Genomic DNA, 17155 nt, shown 5'->3' with positions numbered 1-17155 from the left:
TTAAGTATTTATACGGAATTGCAAGGGCATGACAAACGGCACTCCTCAAGATAACCAAGCGCTTTCAGAGCGGGAACTTCAGGTGATTGAGCTAGTGGCCGCTGGGTTGACGAATCAAGAAATTTCCGAGCAGTTAGAAATTAGCAAGCGCACGGTCGACAACCATATCAGCAACATTTTGACCAAAACCTCAACGGATAACCGCGTTGCTTTAGTGCGATGGGCGTTGCAGTGGGGCAAGGTCTGTCTGGACGATGTGAACTGCTGCGCGCTTCCGGTGTTTAACCCGCCTCAGGAAGTAACGACAGGTTCTTAGCCCGCGAAATCCCATGTCTTCTGTGCAAACCATTCCCGAAACGCTTGCTTGGGCTAAAGTGCCGCTCTCTGTCTACCGAGAGGTGGCAGCGCATCTCCGTCAGGTTCCTGGCGTTGAGGTAGAGCTGCTACCCCAGACCTCCCCACAGTTTGACTATACGCTCGGTCAGATTGGCGGACTGCGAATTGCGGCAAAAAACCTTGCTGGCCCTGAAGACGAAGCGAGAGTTCTCGAAATTCTGAATTACTACGGCGATCGCTTTGGAGCGTTTGAGATCCTGTAGGGCATGTCCGAGAACATGCCCGTTGCAGTTCGGCAAAGTATGATGGGACGAGTCTTCTGCTGAGTTTGTTCATGCCCCGCACCTTTTGGATTACGCTCTTTATTGCCTTTGCAAATTCCCTCAGCTTTACCATTCTCATCCCCATTCTGTACCTCTACGGAAAGCAGTTTGGACTGAGCGATTTCCAAACCAGTCTTTTGTTTGCTGCCTATGCGGGCGCTCAGTTTATCTCAACCCCTATCATTGGCAAACTCTCCGATCGGTTTGGCCGGAAGCCGCTACTGATTATCAGCCTGGCCGGCACCGTCGTCGCCAATTTTATGGCCGGAACGGCGAGCAGTGCTGCCCTGCTATTTTTTGCTCGGTTTTTAGACGGCATTACTGGCGGCAATGTCTCTGTCGCCCAGGCCATTGTTTCGGATGTTACCCCCTCAGAATTGCGGGCTAAGGCGTTTGGTTTATTTGGCGCGGTTACCTTTGGTCTGGGTTTTATTGTGGGGCCGATCTTAAGCTTAGGTGCCCAACAGTATTCCTTAGGGGCGGGATTTTTGTCTTCCAGCGCGATCGCCCTCGTTGCCCTCATCCTCGTCTTGGTTGCGCTCCCGGAGACCTTGCAGGCCAAGGCGGCTAAAGCCGAGAAATGGTGGGATATTGGTTTGGGGAATTTGATTACGGGACTAGCGATTCCGCGAGTCGGCATTTTGCTAGCGATCAATTTTTTAATTGGCGCTACGTTTACAATTTTTACCTTTGCCTTTCAGCCCTACTTTATTCACGTCCTCAAGCAGGACCAAGAGTCTCTCACCCTCTTGTTTGCAGGATTCGGACTCATTTCTGTCGCAATGCAATCTAAAGGGATTGGGTTCCTCGCGCAGCGCATGAGCCTCGTCAAGATTTTATTCTTGGGACTGCTGATCCGCAGTCTTACATTTCTGCTAATGCCCAACTTCCCCAACATCGCTTACTTTATCGGCGTGACGGTCGTGTTTGCGATGTTCAACGCGCTGGTGCAGCCCATGATTACTACCCTCATTTCGCTGAACTCTAAACCTGACGTGCAAGGTACGGCAATGGGACTCAATGCATCCTACCTCAACGTTTCTAATGCCTTTGGTCCTATGGTCGCAGGAGCGATTATCGATCGGGAAAATCCAATCACCTACCATTACCCGTTTTACCTCGCGGGCATTTTGACCTTTTCAGTCCTGGTTTTCGCGTTCTCTAAGCGGCAGCAATACACGCCAGCGCAAAAAGTCTCCTAATTCTTCTTTTTCGATTTCTCAGGTAGATTTCGGGGCGGGACCGCTCGACCTACATAAAAGCGTCGCTCCAATTGACCCAGCGCTGCCCAGCCGCCCAAGCAACTCAACGCCATTAGGCTCGAAGCCGCCGAATACAAGGTCGGCAGGGTTTGGCCCCAAGCCATCAAAAGCGGTATGGCGGCCCAGGCCATCGTACTGATGGCAGCCAACCCCAATCGGATGCGCTTGAGATTGGCCAGCGCCCCGCGACAGCTCGCGCAGTGCGCCGTATGGGAATGGTAGCGATCTAAAAGCTCGGCTTTAGAGCGCGCCGCCGCGGGGAGCGCCTCACCAGGAAAGGGCTCGGCCTGATAATCTCTCAGCCATTGGTGAAGTTGGGAGACAAACAGATCCGCCTTTGTGGGCAAATAGAACGCTTTAGAAAGGCGATCGCTGCCGCCTGCCGCCTCCAGGGAGCGCTCCTGGTGGTGGAGAAAAATCTGATCGTCTTCTAAAATTGCATTTTGGCCGATGTGAGAATACCAGCTCGGCGTCAGGCGAATGAAGCGTCCCGGCCACGGCGACGAAAACTTAAACGGAAACCGAGCGATCAAACGACACTCGCCTTTGCGGATCGGCACGGCATACACGACCGTCAGCGTGCGGCCAAACTGCTTCGAGGTTAAATCGTGATACATCAGATTGGGCGCGATGAATCGCGTATCCTGTTGCCCCAAAGTGCCCCTTCGAGGGCCTTCTTTCCACTTGCCCGTAAATCCGTGCTTGCCGTAGTCGAGCATTTCTAAGTCCACGGGCGCTGCGTTGGCCCGATTTCCCACGGTACGGTGATGGGTATAGGGCACGTGACTCGGATCTAGCACGTTTTCCAGTAGGGTCAGGGCATCATAGGGTAAGTCTCGGACGATATTGATACAAACCCACTTTTCCGGGGTTTCTTCCATGGCCTCGACGATCGGAATCGCTGTCTTTGCAGCGTTTTCCGGTTTGCCTGGGTATACAAATAGAAATCCTTGGCGCGTGGCTGTCGGCAACGATTTTACGCAAGCTCTGGGCGATTGCAGCGCTGCGGCATTTTCCGGCAGTTGCGGGATGTGCTCGCATTGCCCGCTACCGGAAAACGACCAACCGTGATACGGACATTCCAGGTAACCCGCCTCTGAAATCCGGCCTTCAGAAAGCCGCGCTAGCCTGTGGGGGCATTTATCCTCCATGACTCGCCATTGCTGGGCGGTAGGTTCCCACCAAATGACCAGATCCCGACCCAGTAGCGTAAAGGGGATGGGCGCACTGCGGTTTAAGTCTTCAATGGCGTAAATGGGGTACCAAACTTCGGCCCAGTCAAAGTGCTGGGGGTCCGGTCCGCCTGCCAAAAGCGCGGCTGGCGGCGTTGCAAGGACCGAACTTGCGGCACTCGCTGACTGCTCTAGATTGGAGGCGATCGCATTTTCTGTCAAAGCGTTGAGGGTCGCTTGCAACACCGGAGGAGATGAAGGACGGTTCATAGGGAAAGAGAGCGTGCAACGTTTCTTTACATTCTGCCATGTCCTGAGTCTAACTGTTTTAAGCCGCTTGCACGTCGAGCTGGATGAAATACCGCATCTCGTAGGAGTGCGGAGCCTTACACTTCCTGTAGGGCACACCGGATTCCAGCCAGAATTGCGATCGAGGGCGACTTTGACCATGCATGGATTGCTAACTTTCATCAAGAATCAACACGATCGATCCCACGCACTGAAGGGCTATTCGAAAATGAAGCTATCAAATGTCTGGTGCGTGCCATGCTGTTACAACAGCTTAAGCTGACCTCAGAACAAAAGATCCAGCACCGTATCCTAACGGCAGCAGAGCGCCTATTTGCCGCTCAAGGGTACGATCGCACCACCACCAAACAACTTGCAGAACTGTCAGGCGTCGCCGAAGGGACGCTATTCAGACATTTTGAAAGCAAAAAATCGATCTTGGCTGCGGTGATGAGCCGCGGATGGGATGCGCTCTTGAACGACTTGCTAGAAACCCTTTGCGAAGTCTCCGACTGTCAAGACATGGTCGGTCTCTTGCGCCACCGACTTCAGGATGTCCACCTCCACGCCGACCTGGTTAAGGTCTGCCTGATCCAAACCCCATTTCATCCCGAACTTTGCCAAGCCATTCAGCATCAGCGCTTGCGACAAATGCTAGAGGTTTTAGAAGCCTACATTCAAAACGGCATCGATCGAGGTTTTTACAGGCCGCTGAAGGCGTCCAACGTCGCCCAAGTCTTGCTTGCTATATTTTTGGGCATGAGCTGGTTCGACAATCCACTCCTTGATGCTCGGGATATTCCGCAAGCCGAAGCCCAGGTTGCGGACACCCTGGCCGACATTTTAATGAACGGCCTGCTTCTGAAGGTTCAGGGAACGGAAAGCAGACCTTCTCATAAAAACAGCGCTGAGGGTTCAGCGCTGCCAACTTCGTAAAATCTTACAAGCGAGAAGCGTCTGTTTACAGCACGCCCAGGTTGGTTAAACCCAGAATGGCTCCCGCACCTAAAATGTGGCCGAAGGCCGTCGTGCCCAACACCGCGCCTAAGCCAAATCCGCCAAACATGTTGGAGGCTGGCATGGCCGCGCCCGTGTTTTGATTCTTGATGGTCAGCTTACCAAAGGCGATCGCCAGCACGTTTGCAATCACCATAACGATAGCAACTGTTGGGCTCCAATCTGCTGCTCTGACAGCAACCGCGAGTAATGTGGGGGTAAACAAAAGGGTTCTCCTTGCGCTCTGATGAACTTTATGGATTCTAGCTGTTTTATTTATCAGAGAATGCAGCACTCATTGCTAAAGCTGCATCAATAGTTAATGAATCCAGAGAAAGTCTTGGGGTAATTTGATGGGACTCGAAGATTTCAGGTCGAAGCGATTTCTAGGGCTGCGATTGCCCGCTCTCCTGACTCCTCGGGATAGTTTTACGTTACGATAGAAGTCTTAACAGTATTGCTGAGCCTTGCTTTCAGGGCAAATCGATCGTTTGGCCGTTTCGTCGCGGTTGTGACAGCAATGCAGGATGTTTGCTGCTAATCTGAATCCCCTTATTCACTTAGGTCATGAACCAATTCGCCATGGAGAATCTCAACGTTAAGGCCGACGTACAAAACGCTCCGTTGCCTAAAGATACGGGCTATGGCGGTCAGCCTTGGTTGGTGGAGGAACGCGATGCCTGCGGGGTAGGGTTTATTGCCCATCAGCACGGTCAGGCGACCCACGATATTATCCAGAAGGCGCTGTTTGGTTTGACGTGCGTAGAACACCGGGGTGGATGCAGCGCAGACCAAGATTCGGGCGATGGTGCGGGGATCATGACGGCTTTGCCTTGGGCGTTGTTCGCGCGATGGTTTGCAGAACAAGGCAAGACCGAGCCAAACCCCGATCGAACGGGCGTGGGGATGGTCTTTTTGCCTGCCGATCCGGTCGCCGCGACGCGATGTCGGGACATTGTAGCGGCGATCGCCCGAGAAGAAAACCTATCCGTCCTCGGTTGGCGAGAGGTTCCGGTTTATCCCGTTTGTCTGGGCCGTCAAGCTAAAGAAAACCAACCGCAGATCGAGCAGCTTTTTTTAGAGGCCACTGGGAGCGGCCCAGCCGATCGGCAATCCTTAGAGCAACATCTGTACTTGGTTCGCAAGCGGATCGAGAAAGCCGTCAACCAAACTGGAGAATCTTGGGCCAAAGACTTTTACTTTTGTTCCTTGTCCGGTCGCACTATTATTTACAAGGGTATGGTGCGCTCTGCGGTGCTGGGCGAGTTTTATTTGGATTTGCAAAATCCCGCGTACGTCAGCGTTTTTGCCCTGTACCACCGTCGCTTTAGCACCAATACCTTGCCCAAATGGCCCCTAGCGCAACCCATGCGCTTTTTGGGACACAACGGCGAAATCAATACCCTTTTGGGCAACGTGAATTGGATGGTGGCGCGGCAGGCCACCCTCAGCAGCGAGAGCTGGGGCGATCGCATTGAAGACCTGAAGCCCGTCGTCAACCCCGACAACAGCGACTCCGCCAACCTAGACAATGCGATGGAATTGCTAGTGCAGTCGGGCCGCACCCCCATGGCAGCGCTGATGATGCTGGTGCCGGAAGCCTATCAGAACCAGCCGGACTTGGCCAAGCATCCTGAAATCGTCGATTTTTACGAATACTACAGCGGCCTTCAAGAAGCTTGGGACGGCCCCGCCTTGATTGCCTTCAGCGATGGCAAAGTCGTAGGCGCCACCCTCGACCGCAATGGTCTGCGTCCGGCCCGCTACTGCACCACAACAGACGGGCTGGTTATCGTCGCCTCTGAAGCGGGCAGTATTCCGGTGGATGAGGCCAGTATTGTAACCAAGGGCCGTCTCGGCCCTGGGCAAATGATTGCCGTCCATCTAGAGCGCCATGAGGTATTGACCAACTGGCAGCTCAAAGAGCGCGTCTCGAACCAGCATCCCTACGGAGAATGGCTGAGCAAGTATCGAGTCAATCTACCGGAGAAGACGTTTTTGGCAGCTCCTACGTTGGATGCAGCCGATTGCCTCAGGCAGCAGACGGCCTTTGGCTATTCCACTGAGGACGTGGAGATGGTCGTTCAGGCCATGGCCCAGGATGGGAAGGAACCCACGTTCTGCATGGGGGATGACATCCCTCTGGCGGTGCTGTCCGAGCGGCCCCACGTTCTGTACGACTACTTCAAGCAGCGCTTTGCCCAAGTGACGAATCCGGCGATCGATCCGCTCCGGGAAAAGCTGGTGATGTCTCTGTCTATGTCTTTGGGACGGCGGGGCAACTTACTGGACCGTCAGCCGGAATCGGCTCGGTTGCTAAAACTGGAGTCTCCCGTTCTCAATGATGGCGAGCTTGACTTCATCCGCGCTTCCGAGTTTGGGGCGACAACCCTTTCCACCTTTTTTGCCGTTGCCGATGGGCCGAGCGGTCTGCGGCAGGCAGTCGAGCGCCTCTGCGAAGCAGCGGCAGCGGCAGTGCGGGCCGGATCGTCGATTTTGATCCTGAGCGATCGCGCCGATCTCTCCGGTCGCCCCGCGATCTTGACCGATGCAACCAGCTACATTCCGCCCCTCCTGGCAGTGGGCGCAGTCCACCACCACCTGATCCGACAGGGCTTGCGGATGCAGGCGTCTTTGATTGCAGATACCGCCCAGTGTTGGAGCACCCATCACTTTGCTTGCCTGATCGGCTATGGCGCCAGCGCGGTGTGCCCCCATCTCGCCCTAGAGTCCGTGCGGCAGTGGTGGGCCGACGAGCGCACTCAAAAGCTGATGGAGCGCGGCAAGGTTGCCAAGATGCCTGTAGAGGCCGCGCAGCACAACTTCCGCAAGGCCGTAGAAGGCGGTTTGCTCAAGATTTTGTCCAAAATGGGCATTTCGCTGCTCTCCAGCTATCAGGGCGCTCAGATTTTTGAAGCCATCGGCATCGGGTCGGAATTGTTGCGGTTGGGTTTCTACGGCACGGCTTCGCGGTTGGGCGGCTTGACCTGCGATGAGTTAGCTCAAGAGGTGATGGCATTCCACCTCCGGGCCTTTCCCGAACTCAATCTTAAAAAATTGGAAAACTTTGGATTCGTGCAGTATCGCCCCGGCGGCGAGTATCACATGAACAATCCAGAGGTTGCCAAGGCGCTGCACAAGGCCATTGCCGAGAAGAACGTCGATCGCTACGAATTCTACAAAAACCTGCTCCAAAACCGTCCCGCGACGGCGATGCGCGATCTGCTGATGTTTGAAGGCGATCGCCCGTCTATCCCCCTTGAAGAAGTAGAACCCGTCGAATCGATCGTAAAGCGGTTCTGTACGGGCGGGATGTCTCTGGGCGCGCTTTCTCGCGAGGCCCACGAAGTATTGGCGATCGCGATGAATCGCATCGGCGGTAAGTCCAACTCCGGCGAAGGTGGAGAAGACCCCGTCCGCTACGAAATTCTGGAGGACGTGGATGGAGAGGGTCGCTCGGCGCTGTTGCCCCACCTGAAAGGACTGCGCCAGGGCGACACGGCCAGCTCCGCGATCAAGCAAATTGCATCCGGTCGGTTTGGCGTTACGCCGGAGTACCTGATGAGCGCCAAACAGCTTGAGATTAAGGTGGCTCAGGGGGCAAAACCGGGGGAAGGCGGCCAACTTCCCGGCAAAAAGGTGAGTCCTTACATTGCTTCGCTGCGACGGTCTAAGCCAGGGGTGACGCTGATTTCGCCCCCGCCCCACCACGATATTTATTCCATTGAAGATCTGGCGCAGCTCATCTTTGACCTGCACCAGATCAACCCCCAAGCGCAGGTTTCGGTCAAGCTGGTGGCTGAAGTGGGCATCGGTACCATTGCGGCAGGCGTCGCGAAGGCCAATGCAGACATCATCCAAATTTCAGGCCATGATGGCGGTACAGGCGCGTCTCCCCTCAGCTCGATCAAACATGCGGGAAGTCCCTGGGAACTGGGCCTGACGGAAGTCCACCGCGTGCTGATGGAAAATCAACTGCGCGATCGCGTGACGCTGCGCGTGGATGGCGGTCTCAAGACGGGCTGGGATGTGCTGATGGCGGCGCTCATGGGCGCGGAAGAATACGGCTTTGGCTCGATCGCCATGATTTCCGAGGGCTGCATTATGGCCCGGATTTGCCATACCAATAACTGTCCCGTGGGCGTTGCGACGCAGCAAGAGAACTTGCGGGCGCGCTTTACAGGCATTCCAGAGCATGTCGTGAATTTCTTTGTCTACATTGCCGAAGAAGTTCGTTCTTTGCTCGCAAAGTTGGGCTATCGCTCCCTCTCTGAAGTGACGGGTCGTGCCGATCTGCTTAAAGTGCGGGCGGATGTGCGAGCCTCTAAGACCGCAGCCCTGAATCTAGACTGCCTCACCCAACTCCCAGACACGCGCGCGGATCGCGCTTGGCTGAACCACGAGACGGTGCACGGCAACGGCCCCGTCCTCGACGACGAGCTATTGGCCGATGCCAGCATTCAGCTTGCGATTCACACCCACTCCAAGGCTGAAAAGACTTACCCGATCGTGAATACCGATCGCACGGTGGGGACGCGGATTGCAGGGGCGATCGCCAAGAAACACGGCGATGCTGGGTTTAGGGGGCAGATTGCCCTCAACTTTACGGGCAGTGCGGGCCAGAGTTTTGGCGCATTTATCCTGCCGGGGATGACCCTCAACCTCATCGGGGAAGCCAACGATTATGTCGGCAAAGGCATCCACGGCGGCGAAATTATCATCAAGCCAGTGCCGACCGCTTCCTTTAGGGCGGCGGATAACGTCATTATCGGCAACACTTGTCTCTACGGTGCGACGGGAGGCGCTCTCTTTGCCAACGGCAGAGCTGGAGAACGGTTTGCCGTCCGAAATTCCAAAGCCGATGCCGTCATCGAGGGCGCGGGCGATCACTGCTGCGAGTACATGACGGGCGGCACGATCGCGGTGTTAGGGCCGACGGGTCGGAATGTGGGAGCGGGGATGACGGGCGGGTTGGCTTACTTTCTAGATGAGGAGGGGAGTTTTCCGACAAAAGTGAATCCTGAAATCGTTCAGATTCAACGGGTGATTACGAAGGCTGGGGAACGGCAACTCATGGATCTGATTCAAGCCCATGCCGATCGTACGGGCAGCGTCAAAGCTCGGGAAATTCTAGAAGACTGGGCGAATTATTTGCCTATGTTCTGGCAAGTGGTGCCGCCTTCAGAGGGCGATCGGCCTGAGGCGAATTTACAGGTGGAGTCGGGCAAGGTTTTGACGGCTACTCCTTAGGGGCTAAGGTGATTCGATCGCCTCATCCGGCGCGCGTTAACATCCAAACATGCAAGCGGATAGCGTGAAATGGTTTCGAAAGCGGCTGTCGACGTGGGCGGCGAGCAACCTCCGAGACTTTCCTTGGAGGCGCACGACCGATCCTTATTCGATCTTTGTAGCCGAATTTTTACTGCAAAAGACGACAGCTGCAACTGCGGCACCGATCTACGAAGCTTTTTCGATCGAGTATCCAAATCTTAAAGTCCTAGCAACAGCCCCAATCGAAGCAGTCGCCCAACTCCTGCAACCCCTCGGCCTTGCATTCAGAGCCGAACGGCTGTGCCGTTCGGCAAAGATCGTTGTAGAAAATTATGGGGGAAACATTCCGGCCTCAGAGGAAGAATTGCTTTTACTTCCAGGCGTCGGCAAATACACCGCACGTGCCATTTGCGCCAATGCGTTTGGGCAATCCACAGCAGTGCTCGATACAAACGTGGCCAGGATCTTCGAACGCTTCTTTGGCTTGCAGGGCGATCGCGTTAAGTCGCGCTGCAAAATTCTGTGGGCGGCAGCGGATGCGATCGCGCCCGATCGAGATGTCGGTCGATGGAACCTCACTCTGCTGGATTTTGGAGCGTTGGTTTGCGTTGCCAGAAAGCCTCGTTGCAGCAAATGTCCGTTGCAACAGAAGTGTTGTCATTTCAATAAAATCGCAATGGATCGCGAATTAAATCAATCCAGCGATTGAATATTTCCTGCGGCAATGCTCCGCGCGGGAGGTGACGAGAATGCTCTCCTGTTCGGGTTGAAATCCGCTTCCAGTCTGCGCAGGTGACGCAAGTTCGTTTGGAGTTCGAACATTATTGTTGGCATTGTTGGCGTTCCGACCGCCTTCTCGGTTTTCTCAGCAAACCTTTGCCACAGACTCAGCAACATCCTCGATCGCTCGCAGAATCCCATCATCGGGAACGATCTGTCCCAATCCTTGAGCTAAGGCCGAAGTAGGCGGTGCAACATTGGCGATCGCAATCGCTCCGACCCGCACGTGAGAAACTTCATCGGCAATTTCAATTTCGGCTTCAAACAATTCCTGCCGATTGAGTTGTTGTATTCCTGCCAGAATATAAGCCAGTCCTCCCCATTGCTTCTTAGCCGTTCGATTGGCACGTTCTACTGCTTCCATCCTTCATTCAAAATGGCGATCGTGGCTATCAATCAACTTCCCAACCATGAAGATACCCTGCTCTTACGGCTGCTGGGCAAAGGCCAAACGCAAAAACAGGCCATCGATCGAGCCATTGCCTTTGATACCAGCGATCCGAGGCGTGCCGCTATACTGAGGCTATTGGCAAATTGGAAAATTAGCCTTGAGATTGCAGGTCAGGTTGACGCAGAAGAGGGGCTAATGATGGCTTTACCGCAAGCATACTTAGAGTGGGAGCAGCAGACCGAACAGCGTGGCGAACAACGCGGTGCTCTCAAAGAAGCCCAAGCCCTCATTCTCCGTCAGCTCGTGCGGCGCATCGGTACCATTGCTCCAGCAATGCAAACCCAAATTCAATCGCTTTCCCTCATTCAGCTCGAAAACCTTGGCGAAGCACTCCTAGATTTCTCAAGCCCCACTGATTTGCCGACCTGGTTGCAGAAACAAAAAAATTAAATTCACCTAGGCAATGGACCCTCAAACTAGCCAACGTCCCATTTATTTAGACGGGCACGCCACAACACCGATCGACCCCCAGGTTTTGGACGCGATGCTGCCCTACCTGCGCGAGCAATTTGGCAACCCATCGAGTCAAAGCCATTGCTATGGATGGGAGGCTGCTGCCGCCGTCAAACATGCCAGGCAGGTTCTAGCCGATGCAATCCATGCCGATCCAGAGGAAATTATTTTTACTAGCGGCGCGACCGAAGCTAACAATCTCGCGATTAAAGGCGTTGCCGAAGCCTATCTCCAGCGAGGCCGCCACATCGTTACGGTGAAAACCGAGCATCGAGCGGTACTCGAACCCTGCCGATACTTGGAGCGCTTGGGGTTTGAGGTGACTTACTTGGCCGTACGTCCAGATGGCTTAGTCGATCTGCAAGACCTAGCGCAAACCCTTCGATCCGATACTGTTTTGGTGTCGATAATGGCGGCGAACAGCGAAATCGGGGTTTTGCAACCCTTGGCAGAAATTGGAGCTTTATGCCGCAGTCACAACGTTTTATTCCACACCGATGCAGCCCAAGGAATTGGCAAAATTCCCCTCGACGTTCGGGCAATGTCCGTCGATTTAATGTCCCTCACCGCCCATAAGTTTTACGGCCCCAAGGGAGTGGGCGCGCTCTACATCAGGCGGCGATCGCCACGGGTGCAGCTTGCCCCTCAAATGCACGGCGGCGAACAAGAGCGCGGGTTTCGTTCGGGTACCTTGCCCACCCATCAAATCGTCGGCTTTGCCAAGGCCGTCGAGCTAGGATTGGCAGAGCAACCCCAAGAAGGCGATCGCTTGCGGCAACTGCGCGATCGCCTTTATGTCCGCCTCCAAACATTGGATGGCATCCACCTCAACGGACATCCAACCCAGCGACTTCCCGGTTCTCTCAACGTGAGTATAGAGGGCGTAGACGGGGCTGCGTTGCTGCTAGGACTGCGATCGCAGATTGCGGTGTCTTCCGGGTCGGCCTGTGCTTCGGGAGACGCAAAGCCATCCCATGTATTGGTGGCCTTGGGACGCGATCGCAAACTAGCTTCGGCCTCGCTGCGATTCGGAATCGGTCGATTTAATACCCTAGAAGAGATCGAGATTGCAGCGTCTGAAACGATTGCGGTCGTTCGGTCTCTAACGTAAGTTCGACGGCTCAAGGTAGCCAGAAGAAAGGCCAAGACTTAAGCTCAAAGTATTGATGTTCGAGCAGTCTCGGCCATGAATAACAGTCTAGTTCGCCTTGACCTGCCCCCAATCGTTTGCGACTATACACGGCACTATTTTCAGCATTAACGTACGTTTCCGGTCCAAAACTACTCATACTCCTCAGCTTACCCTGCACTTTTTTGCCTTTATATCGGCTCAACCCCCACTGCGCCCCCGACAAAGTTCAAAGATTGTATTCACAAGTTGCTCTGGTTGTATCGGTTTAGAAAGATGCTGCTGAAATCCAGCAGAGATTGCTTGCTTTCGGTCATAATCTCCTGCGTAGGAGGTAAGTGCAATCGCAAGAACTGTGCCTCCTTCCTCAACACTACGAGATCGAATTTGTCGAATCAGTTCATAGCCATTGATTTCCGGCAGTTCAATATCGCAGACAATCGCATCAGGTATATTCCGATCGATCATCTGTAGGGCGGTTGCGGCAGAATCAACGGCAGAGATCTCCGCTCCCGCTTCGGTCAGAACAAATGTAGCAAACTCCCGTGAATCAGGATTGTCCTCCACGACTAGAATTTTCAAGCCTGCTAGAGTTGGAAGTTCCACAGAACGAGATCGCGCTTCAATTCCAACAGGCAGGGGCGCACGAAGCGGTAGTCTGACCGTAAAGGTTGCGCCTTGTCCTGCACCAGCGCTTACTGCGGAAAGGGTGCCTCCGTGAAGTTCGACGATTTGACGACTGATTGCCAAACCTAACCCCAATCCTCCGAATTTACGGGTATTGGTGCTGTCTTCTTGCCAAAAGCGATCGAAAATTCGCTCTAAGGCATTCGGCGCAATGCCCTTTCCTGTATCTCGGACGATTATCTTCGTGCAAGCAGGAACCTCATCTCCAGCAGCAGTCAAAATCACTTCGACTCGCCCTGCTTCGGGGGTAAACTTCACCGCATTCGAAAGTAAATTCCACAAGACCTGCCGCAATCGATCTGTATCTCCCCAAAATTGTCCAACTTCCGTTTCAATGCTTGTCTCGATCTGAATTTGCTTAGCTTCAGCGGCTAAAGAAACAGTTTCGATTGCGGCGAGAACGACCGCTCTCAGATCCAATGGCGCAGGATTGAGGGTCAGGCTGCCGCGCATGATGCGGGAAATATCCAGTAGATCTTCGATCAATTGTGCTTGAATTTGAGCGTTGCGCTCGATCGTCGCTAAAGTGGCCATCATTTTTTCTGGCCTGACCTGCTGTCTTTGTAAAAGTTTTGTCCAGCCCAAAATTGGATTTAGCGGCGTTCGAAGTTCATGGGAGAGCACAGCAAGAAATTCATCTTTGATGCGGCTAGCGGATTCAGCTTGTTCCCGCGCTTTCTGCTCCCGTTGCAATAGTAATTCCCGCTCATCTTGTATGCGCTGACGTTCTGCAATTTCTTGCTGTAGCTGCACATTAATCTGAGTCAATTCTACTGTGCGCTGTGCCACTAACTCCTCAAGCTGATCTCGATAGCATTTCAGTTCAATTTCAGCCTGACGACGTTCACCGATCTGCACTTCTAGTGCTTGATTTGCCAATGCGAGTTGGGTGGGATTCGGCAACGCTAAAGCTTTCGGAATCAAAGGGTAGAGTTCAATCGCAGTGAGAATCGAAACCAAGGCCGTAATCGCTTTGACGAAGCCGGAGATCCAATAGTCTGGATGCCACAAAGTCCAAATGTCCAAGATGTGACCCGTTCCACAAAAGATAATGAACGCGCCAAACAGGAGAAAAATCCACTCAAAGGGAAGATCGCGACGATTGCGAACAAAGTAAAAGAGGGTAATTGGAATGGAGTAGTATGCCAGTGCAATCAGCATATCTCCAGTGATATGCAGCCAAACCAATCCAGTTTGCCAAAGGTAACAATGTCCGTGTGGGATAAAAGAACTCGAATCAAGAAAATGGCTCCAAAATTCTTGCATGATAGGGTTTCAGTAGGGAGGTCAAGAAGCGAAATGAGGGTTGGGTTAGGTTAGTCGGTTAAATTGCTAACAATCCACACCGCCGAAGTGGACAGCGTATTCGGTTTAGTTCGAGCCGATACGAATGCTCCTAAGGGGCGAGAAATTAGATCTGTGACAGATTCCAACCCGTACCGCAGTTTTCAAGCTCCTCGACCCAGTTTCGACCGCACCCACAGGTGTTTGCGACCAGTCGTGAGATCGCAGCAACGCGCCAAGATCGCTGTCACTCACTCAAAAGAGGGGTTTAGCGATTCCCCCTACCCCTCTGCCCTTATGCTCTTATACCTCTAGCTCCTTTGAGGACAAGTATTTCCTTCGCATTACCTGACTGTGTTCTTGTAAAGTAATGTTAGATGACTCAGACATCTGGCGAAGTAAGGTATCAATTTGCCTAAGAGCTAAGCGAGACGGTTTAGCATGTCCGTTTTCCCATCGGTTGATAGTGGGAAAAGTGAGGCCAAGTTGAGCTGCCAACTTCTCCTGGGTCAGTCCTAAAGTCTGCCGAAGCTCCCGAATCAGTTGACCGATTGCTGGCTGCTGGACACCTAAATATTCTTGATGAAAAGCCATAGGACTCCCGCTTTATAAAGTTCTTTATATCTAGGGTTTTAGCTAATTTTAAGGAGAGGTCTATCTACCCTAAGGTAGAAATCACAGACATTCTCCCAAGAAAGCGTGAGTTCGACGCTAAAAAATAGCTTAAAAAAGGGCAAATAGACCTCGGTCGTACAGGTCTAATGAGAGTTTCTCCAGGTGATAGATAACCTCTCTAAATGTTGCCGCATTGGCAAAGCGCATTCCCTGAGTTAGTGAGCTACAAACGCTTTGTTGAGTTGATGCCTTGGAGTCTGACTCGTATTGAATCATTTATTCCCTATCTAGTATTCCCTATCTAGCCTTCGGTCGAAGCAATTTCAGGCTCGGTCTCTTGAGAAGAGCTAAACCATTTTTGGGCGATCGCCGCCGTCACAATATGAGACAGCAACCCCATCGGCCCGGCAAACAGACAGAAGACGAGGGAGTGACGCGTCCAAACACCCGTGCGCTGGCCCTCCCAGTAAATCCAGCGACCTACAAATAAATCCATGACCAGATAATGGACCCACCCCGTCGCAGCCGCCTTTTCGTCTGAAAACAACCGCGCAACATCCGAGAGCGTAGGGTTGGCAAAAGATTGAGCCGAATCTGAAGTAAGCGTCGTCAGCGCGAACAAACCTACATATATAGCACTACGGATTTTGCTTAGGACGCACTGCTTAATCAAATCCTTACTGCTCAAAGCGGGCTATTTACAAACGTCTTAACATGCTCTCGTAGGGCTATAGCAGCGCCAATGCTACAAAAGGGAGCAAAGAACTCATCAGGCGACGCGTCCAGTCCCAGTTGGGCAACAGCACCGCGAGCGTCCAAAACGGAAGCACAAAAACATTCGCGCCAGTAAACCACCAATCGAGCGTTGGCATGGACAAACCTCGTAAGGGAACTTCAGGGGTGCGACTTTGGGTCAGACTGTATGATAGCGAACTCTTTTCGCTAAGCTAGGCGTCGAGGGCTGCAAAACGCGAATGCGCTTTCAAGCCACTCCGATCAAGTAAAATACGATTGCCTTGCTGTCCGTTGTAATGTCCGCGATTGGACTACAAAACCTATGTCTCGTCGTCGCTCAACCCCCTGGATTCATCGCTGGTCTCGCGTCTTAATCGGTAGCATTGCGACCTTAGGCGCCATCAATACGGGCTACATCACCGCTACGAGGCTGTTCGATAAAGAAACCCTCTGCACCACGGGGTGCGCGCAGGTTCTCAATAGCCCCTACGCGACCGTCTTCGGGCAACCTTTGGCCTTATTCGGATTGCTTGCCTATATTGCAATGGCCATTTTTGCCTTTGGCCCTATTTTGATTAACAGCGAAGCCCAAAAATCGCTGCGTACCGACCTTGAAGAGAAAACCTGGCTGCTCTTGTTTCTAGGAGCGACAGCCATGATGAGCTTCAGTGCCTACCTGATGTACATCATGGTGACCGAATTCGTCATCCCCCACGGCTCTCAGGCAATTTGCCTCTATTGCATCGGATCGGCCATATTTGCCACGGCAATGTTCGTGCTGACCGTCGTCGGACGCGCTTGGAAGGATGTCGGTCAGCTTTTATTTTCTGGACTGGTTGCCGCCATCATTACCTTGGTGGGGACCTTGAGCATTTTCGCTCAAGTTAACGCGCCCGCCGCTGCTGGCGGTTACAACATCACGGATAATGCGGGCAAGGTTTTTTACAGCGTTACGGAAGATTCGGGACCCGCCGAAATTGCCTTAGCGAAGCACCTCAAAGCGACCAATGCAAAGATGTACAGCGTCTATTGGTGCTCCCATTGCGCGACGCAAAAGAAGGCGTTCGGCATACAAGCGCTGGCAGATTTACCCTATCTCGAATGCGACGCAGGTGGCAAAAATCCCCAGGTTGAAGCCTGCCAGACAGGACTTGGAAACGCAGCCAAGCAGTTTGGAGATCCCAAAAAAGTGGGGTATCCTACCTGGGAAATTAACGGCAAGTATTTTTCCGGCCAGCAGCCCCTTCCAGAGTTAGCGAAGCTATCGGGCTATAAAGGCCCGCAAAACTTTAAATTGACGAAGCAGGAGTGAGAACGGCGATCGCCCAGCGGATCGCTTGCCTCGTTTTGCAAGCTGTCTCAAAAAGGGCTCT

Annotated in this window: 16 protein-coding genes; 9 read left to right on the top strand and 7 right to left on the bottom strand. The window is 53.3% G+C overall.

Annotation, left to right across the window (positions count from 1 at the left end):
- Positions 1 to 28 precede the first annotated feature (28 nt).
- From R6H26_RS08930 to R6H26_RS08920, 3 genes are all read left to right on the top strand, one after another.
- Positions 29 to 316: a LuxR C-terminal-related transcriptional regulator gene (locus R6H26_RS08930; protein ID WP_404790112.1), complete on the top strand. Its 288-nt coding sequence runs from the start codon at positions 29 to 31 to the stop codon at positions 314 to 316.
- Positions 317 to 329: 13 nt separating this feature from the next.
- Entirely contained in the window at positions 330 to 599 is a 270-nt protein-coding gene (locus R6H26_RS08925) for a hypothetical protein (RefSeq protein ID WP_404790111.1), read from the top strand.
- Positions 600 to 664: 65 nt separating this feature from the next.
- Positions 665 to 1861 (top strand): MFS transporter, encoded by a 1197-nt coding sequence (locus R6H26_RS08920; RefSeq protein ID WP_404790110.1) that lies wholly within the window; start codon positions 665 to 667, stop codon positions 1859 to 1861.
- Here the strand turns inward: R6H26_RS08920 and R6H26_RS08915 are convergent.
- Positions 1858 to 3363 carry a Rieske 2Fe-2S domain-containing protein gene (locus tag R6H26_RS08915; RefSeq protein WP_404790109.1) on the bottom strand — a complete coding sequence of 502 codons (1506 nt, stop codon included), beginning with the start codon at positions 3361 to 3363 and terminating at the stop codon, positions 1858 to 1860. The genes R6H26_RS08920 and R6H26_RS08915 overlap by 4 nt on opposite strands.
- Before the next feature lie 276 nt (positions 3364 to 3639).
- Here R6H26_RS08915 and R6H26_RS08910 point away from each other — a divergent pair, with 276 nt between their 5' ends.
- On the top strand, positions 3640 to 4317 hold the full coding sequence (locus tag R6H26_RS08910) for a TetR/AcrR family transcriptional regulator (protein WP_404790108.1): 678 nt from the start codon (positions 3640 to 3642) through the stop codon (positions 4315 to 4317).
- 25 nt (positions 4318 to 4342) lie between these two features.
- Here the strand turns inward: R6H26_RS08910 and psaK are convergent, their stop codons facing one another.
- Entirely contained in the window at positions 4343 to 4603 is a 261-nt protein-coding gene (psaK, locus tag R6H26_RS08905; RefSeq protein ID WP_404790107.1) for a photosystem I reaction center subunit PsaK, read from the bottom strand.
- Positions 4604 to 4959: 356 nt separating this feature from the next.
- Between psaK and gltB the strand changes: the two genes are divergently transcribed.
- Both gltB and R6H26_RS08895 read left to right on the top strand, forming a co-directional pair.
- Positions 4960 to 9627: a glutamate synthase large subunit gene (gene gltB / locus R6H26_RS08900; protein WP_404791260.1), complete on the top strand. Its 4668-nt coding sequence runs from the start codon at positions 4960 to 4962 to the stop codon at positions 9625 to 9627.
- A 49-nt stretch (positions 9628 to 9676) separates the two neighbouring features.
- Positions 9677 to 10357, top strand: coding sequence for an A/G-specific adenine glycosylase (locus tag R6H26_RS08895; RefSeq protein WP_404790106.1), 681 nt, complete (start codon positions 9677 to 9679; stop codon positions 10355 to 10357).
- Positions 10358 to 10513: 156 nt separating this feature from the next.
- Here R6H26_RS08895 and R6H26_RS08890 read toward each other — a convergent pair whose 3' ends face one another.
- The gene (locus R6H26_RS08890; RefSeq protein WP_404790105.1) at positions 10514 to 10792 is read right to left on the bottom strand and encodes a hypothetical protein; all 279 of its coding nucleotides are present in this window, start codon (positions 10790 to 10792) and stop codon (positions 10514 to 10516) included.
- A gap of 12 nt (positions 10793 to 10804) precedes the next feature.
- On the opposite strand from R6H26_RS08890, the gene R6H26_RS08885 reads away from it, so the two are divergent.
- Together R6H26_RS08885 and R6H26_RS08880 are read left to right on the top strand one after the other, a co-directional pair.
- Entirely contained in the window at positions 10805 to 11269 is a 465-nt protein-coding gene (locus tag R6H26_RS08885) for a DUF4351 domain-containing protein (RefSeq protein WP_404790104.1), read from the top strand.
- A gap of 13 nt (positions 11270 to 11282) precedes the next feature.
- Entirely contained in the window at positions 11283 to 12443 is a 1161-nt protein-coding gene (locus tag R6H26_RS08880) for a cysteine desulfurase family protein (RefSeq protein WP_404790103.1), read from the top strand.
- A gap of 219 nt (positions 12444 to 12662) precedes the next feature.
- On the opposite strand, the gene R6H26_RS08875 is transcribed toward R6H26_RS08880, so the two are convergent.
- From R6H26_RS08875 to R6H26_RS08860, 4 genes are all read right to left on the bottom strand, one after another.
- A complete protein-coding gene (locus tag R6H26_RS08875; RefSeq protein ID WP_404790102.1) occupies positions 12663 to 14309 on the bottom strand; it encodes an ATP-binding protein in 1647 nt (548 codons plus the stop codon).
- Between the two features lie 426 nt (positions 14310 to 14735).
- Complete coding sequence (locus tag R6H26_RS08870; RefSeq protein ID WP_404790101.1) at positions 14736 to 15026, bottom strand: multiprotein-bridging factor 1 family protein; 291 nt, start codon at positions 15024 to 15026, stop codon at positions 14736 to 14738.
- Between the two features lie 322 nt (positions 15027 to 15348).
- Positions 15349 to 15669 carry an ABA4-like family protein gene (locus tag R6H26_RS08865; protein WP_404790100.1) on the bottom strand — a complete coding sequence of 107 codons (321 nt, stop codon included), beginning with the start codon at positions 15667 to 15669 and terminating at the stop codon, positions 15349 to 15351.
- Positions 15670 to 15775: 106 nt separating this feature from the next.
- Positions 15776 to 15919 carry an abscisic acid-deficient protein Aba4 family protein gene (locus R6H26_RS08860; RefSeq protein WP_404790099.1) on the bottom strand — a complete coding sequence of 48 codons (144 nt, stop codon included), beginning with the start codon at positions 15917 to 15919 and terminating at the stop codon, positions 15776 to 15778.
- Between the two features lie 185 nt (positions 15920 to 16104).
- Between R6H26_RS08860 and R6H26_RS08855 the strand changes: the two genes are divergently transcribed.
- Complete coding sequence (locus R6H26_RS08855) at positions 16105 to 17094, top strand: vitamin K epoxide reductase family protein (protein ID WP_404790098.1); 990 nt, start codon at positions 16105 to 16107, stop codon at positions 17092 to 17094.
- The last annotated feature ends 61 nt before the right edge of the window (positions 17095 to 17155 follow it).

Source organism: Altericista sp. CCNU0014, assembly GCF_044923475.1.
In the GTDB taxonomy this organism is placed as follows: domain Bacteria; phylum Cyanobacteriota; class Cyanobacteriia; order Thermosynechococcales; family Thermosynechococcaceae; genus JAAURS01.
This window is presented reverse-complemented; position numbering and strand designations above follow the sequence as displayed.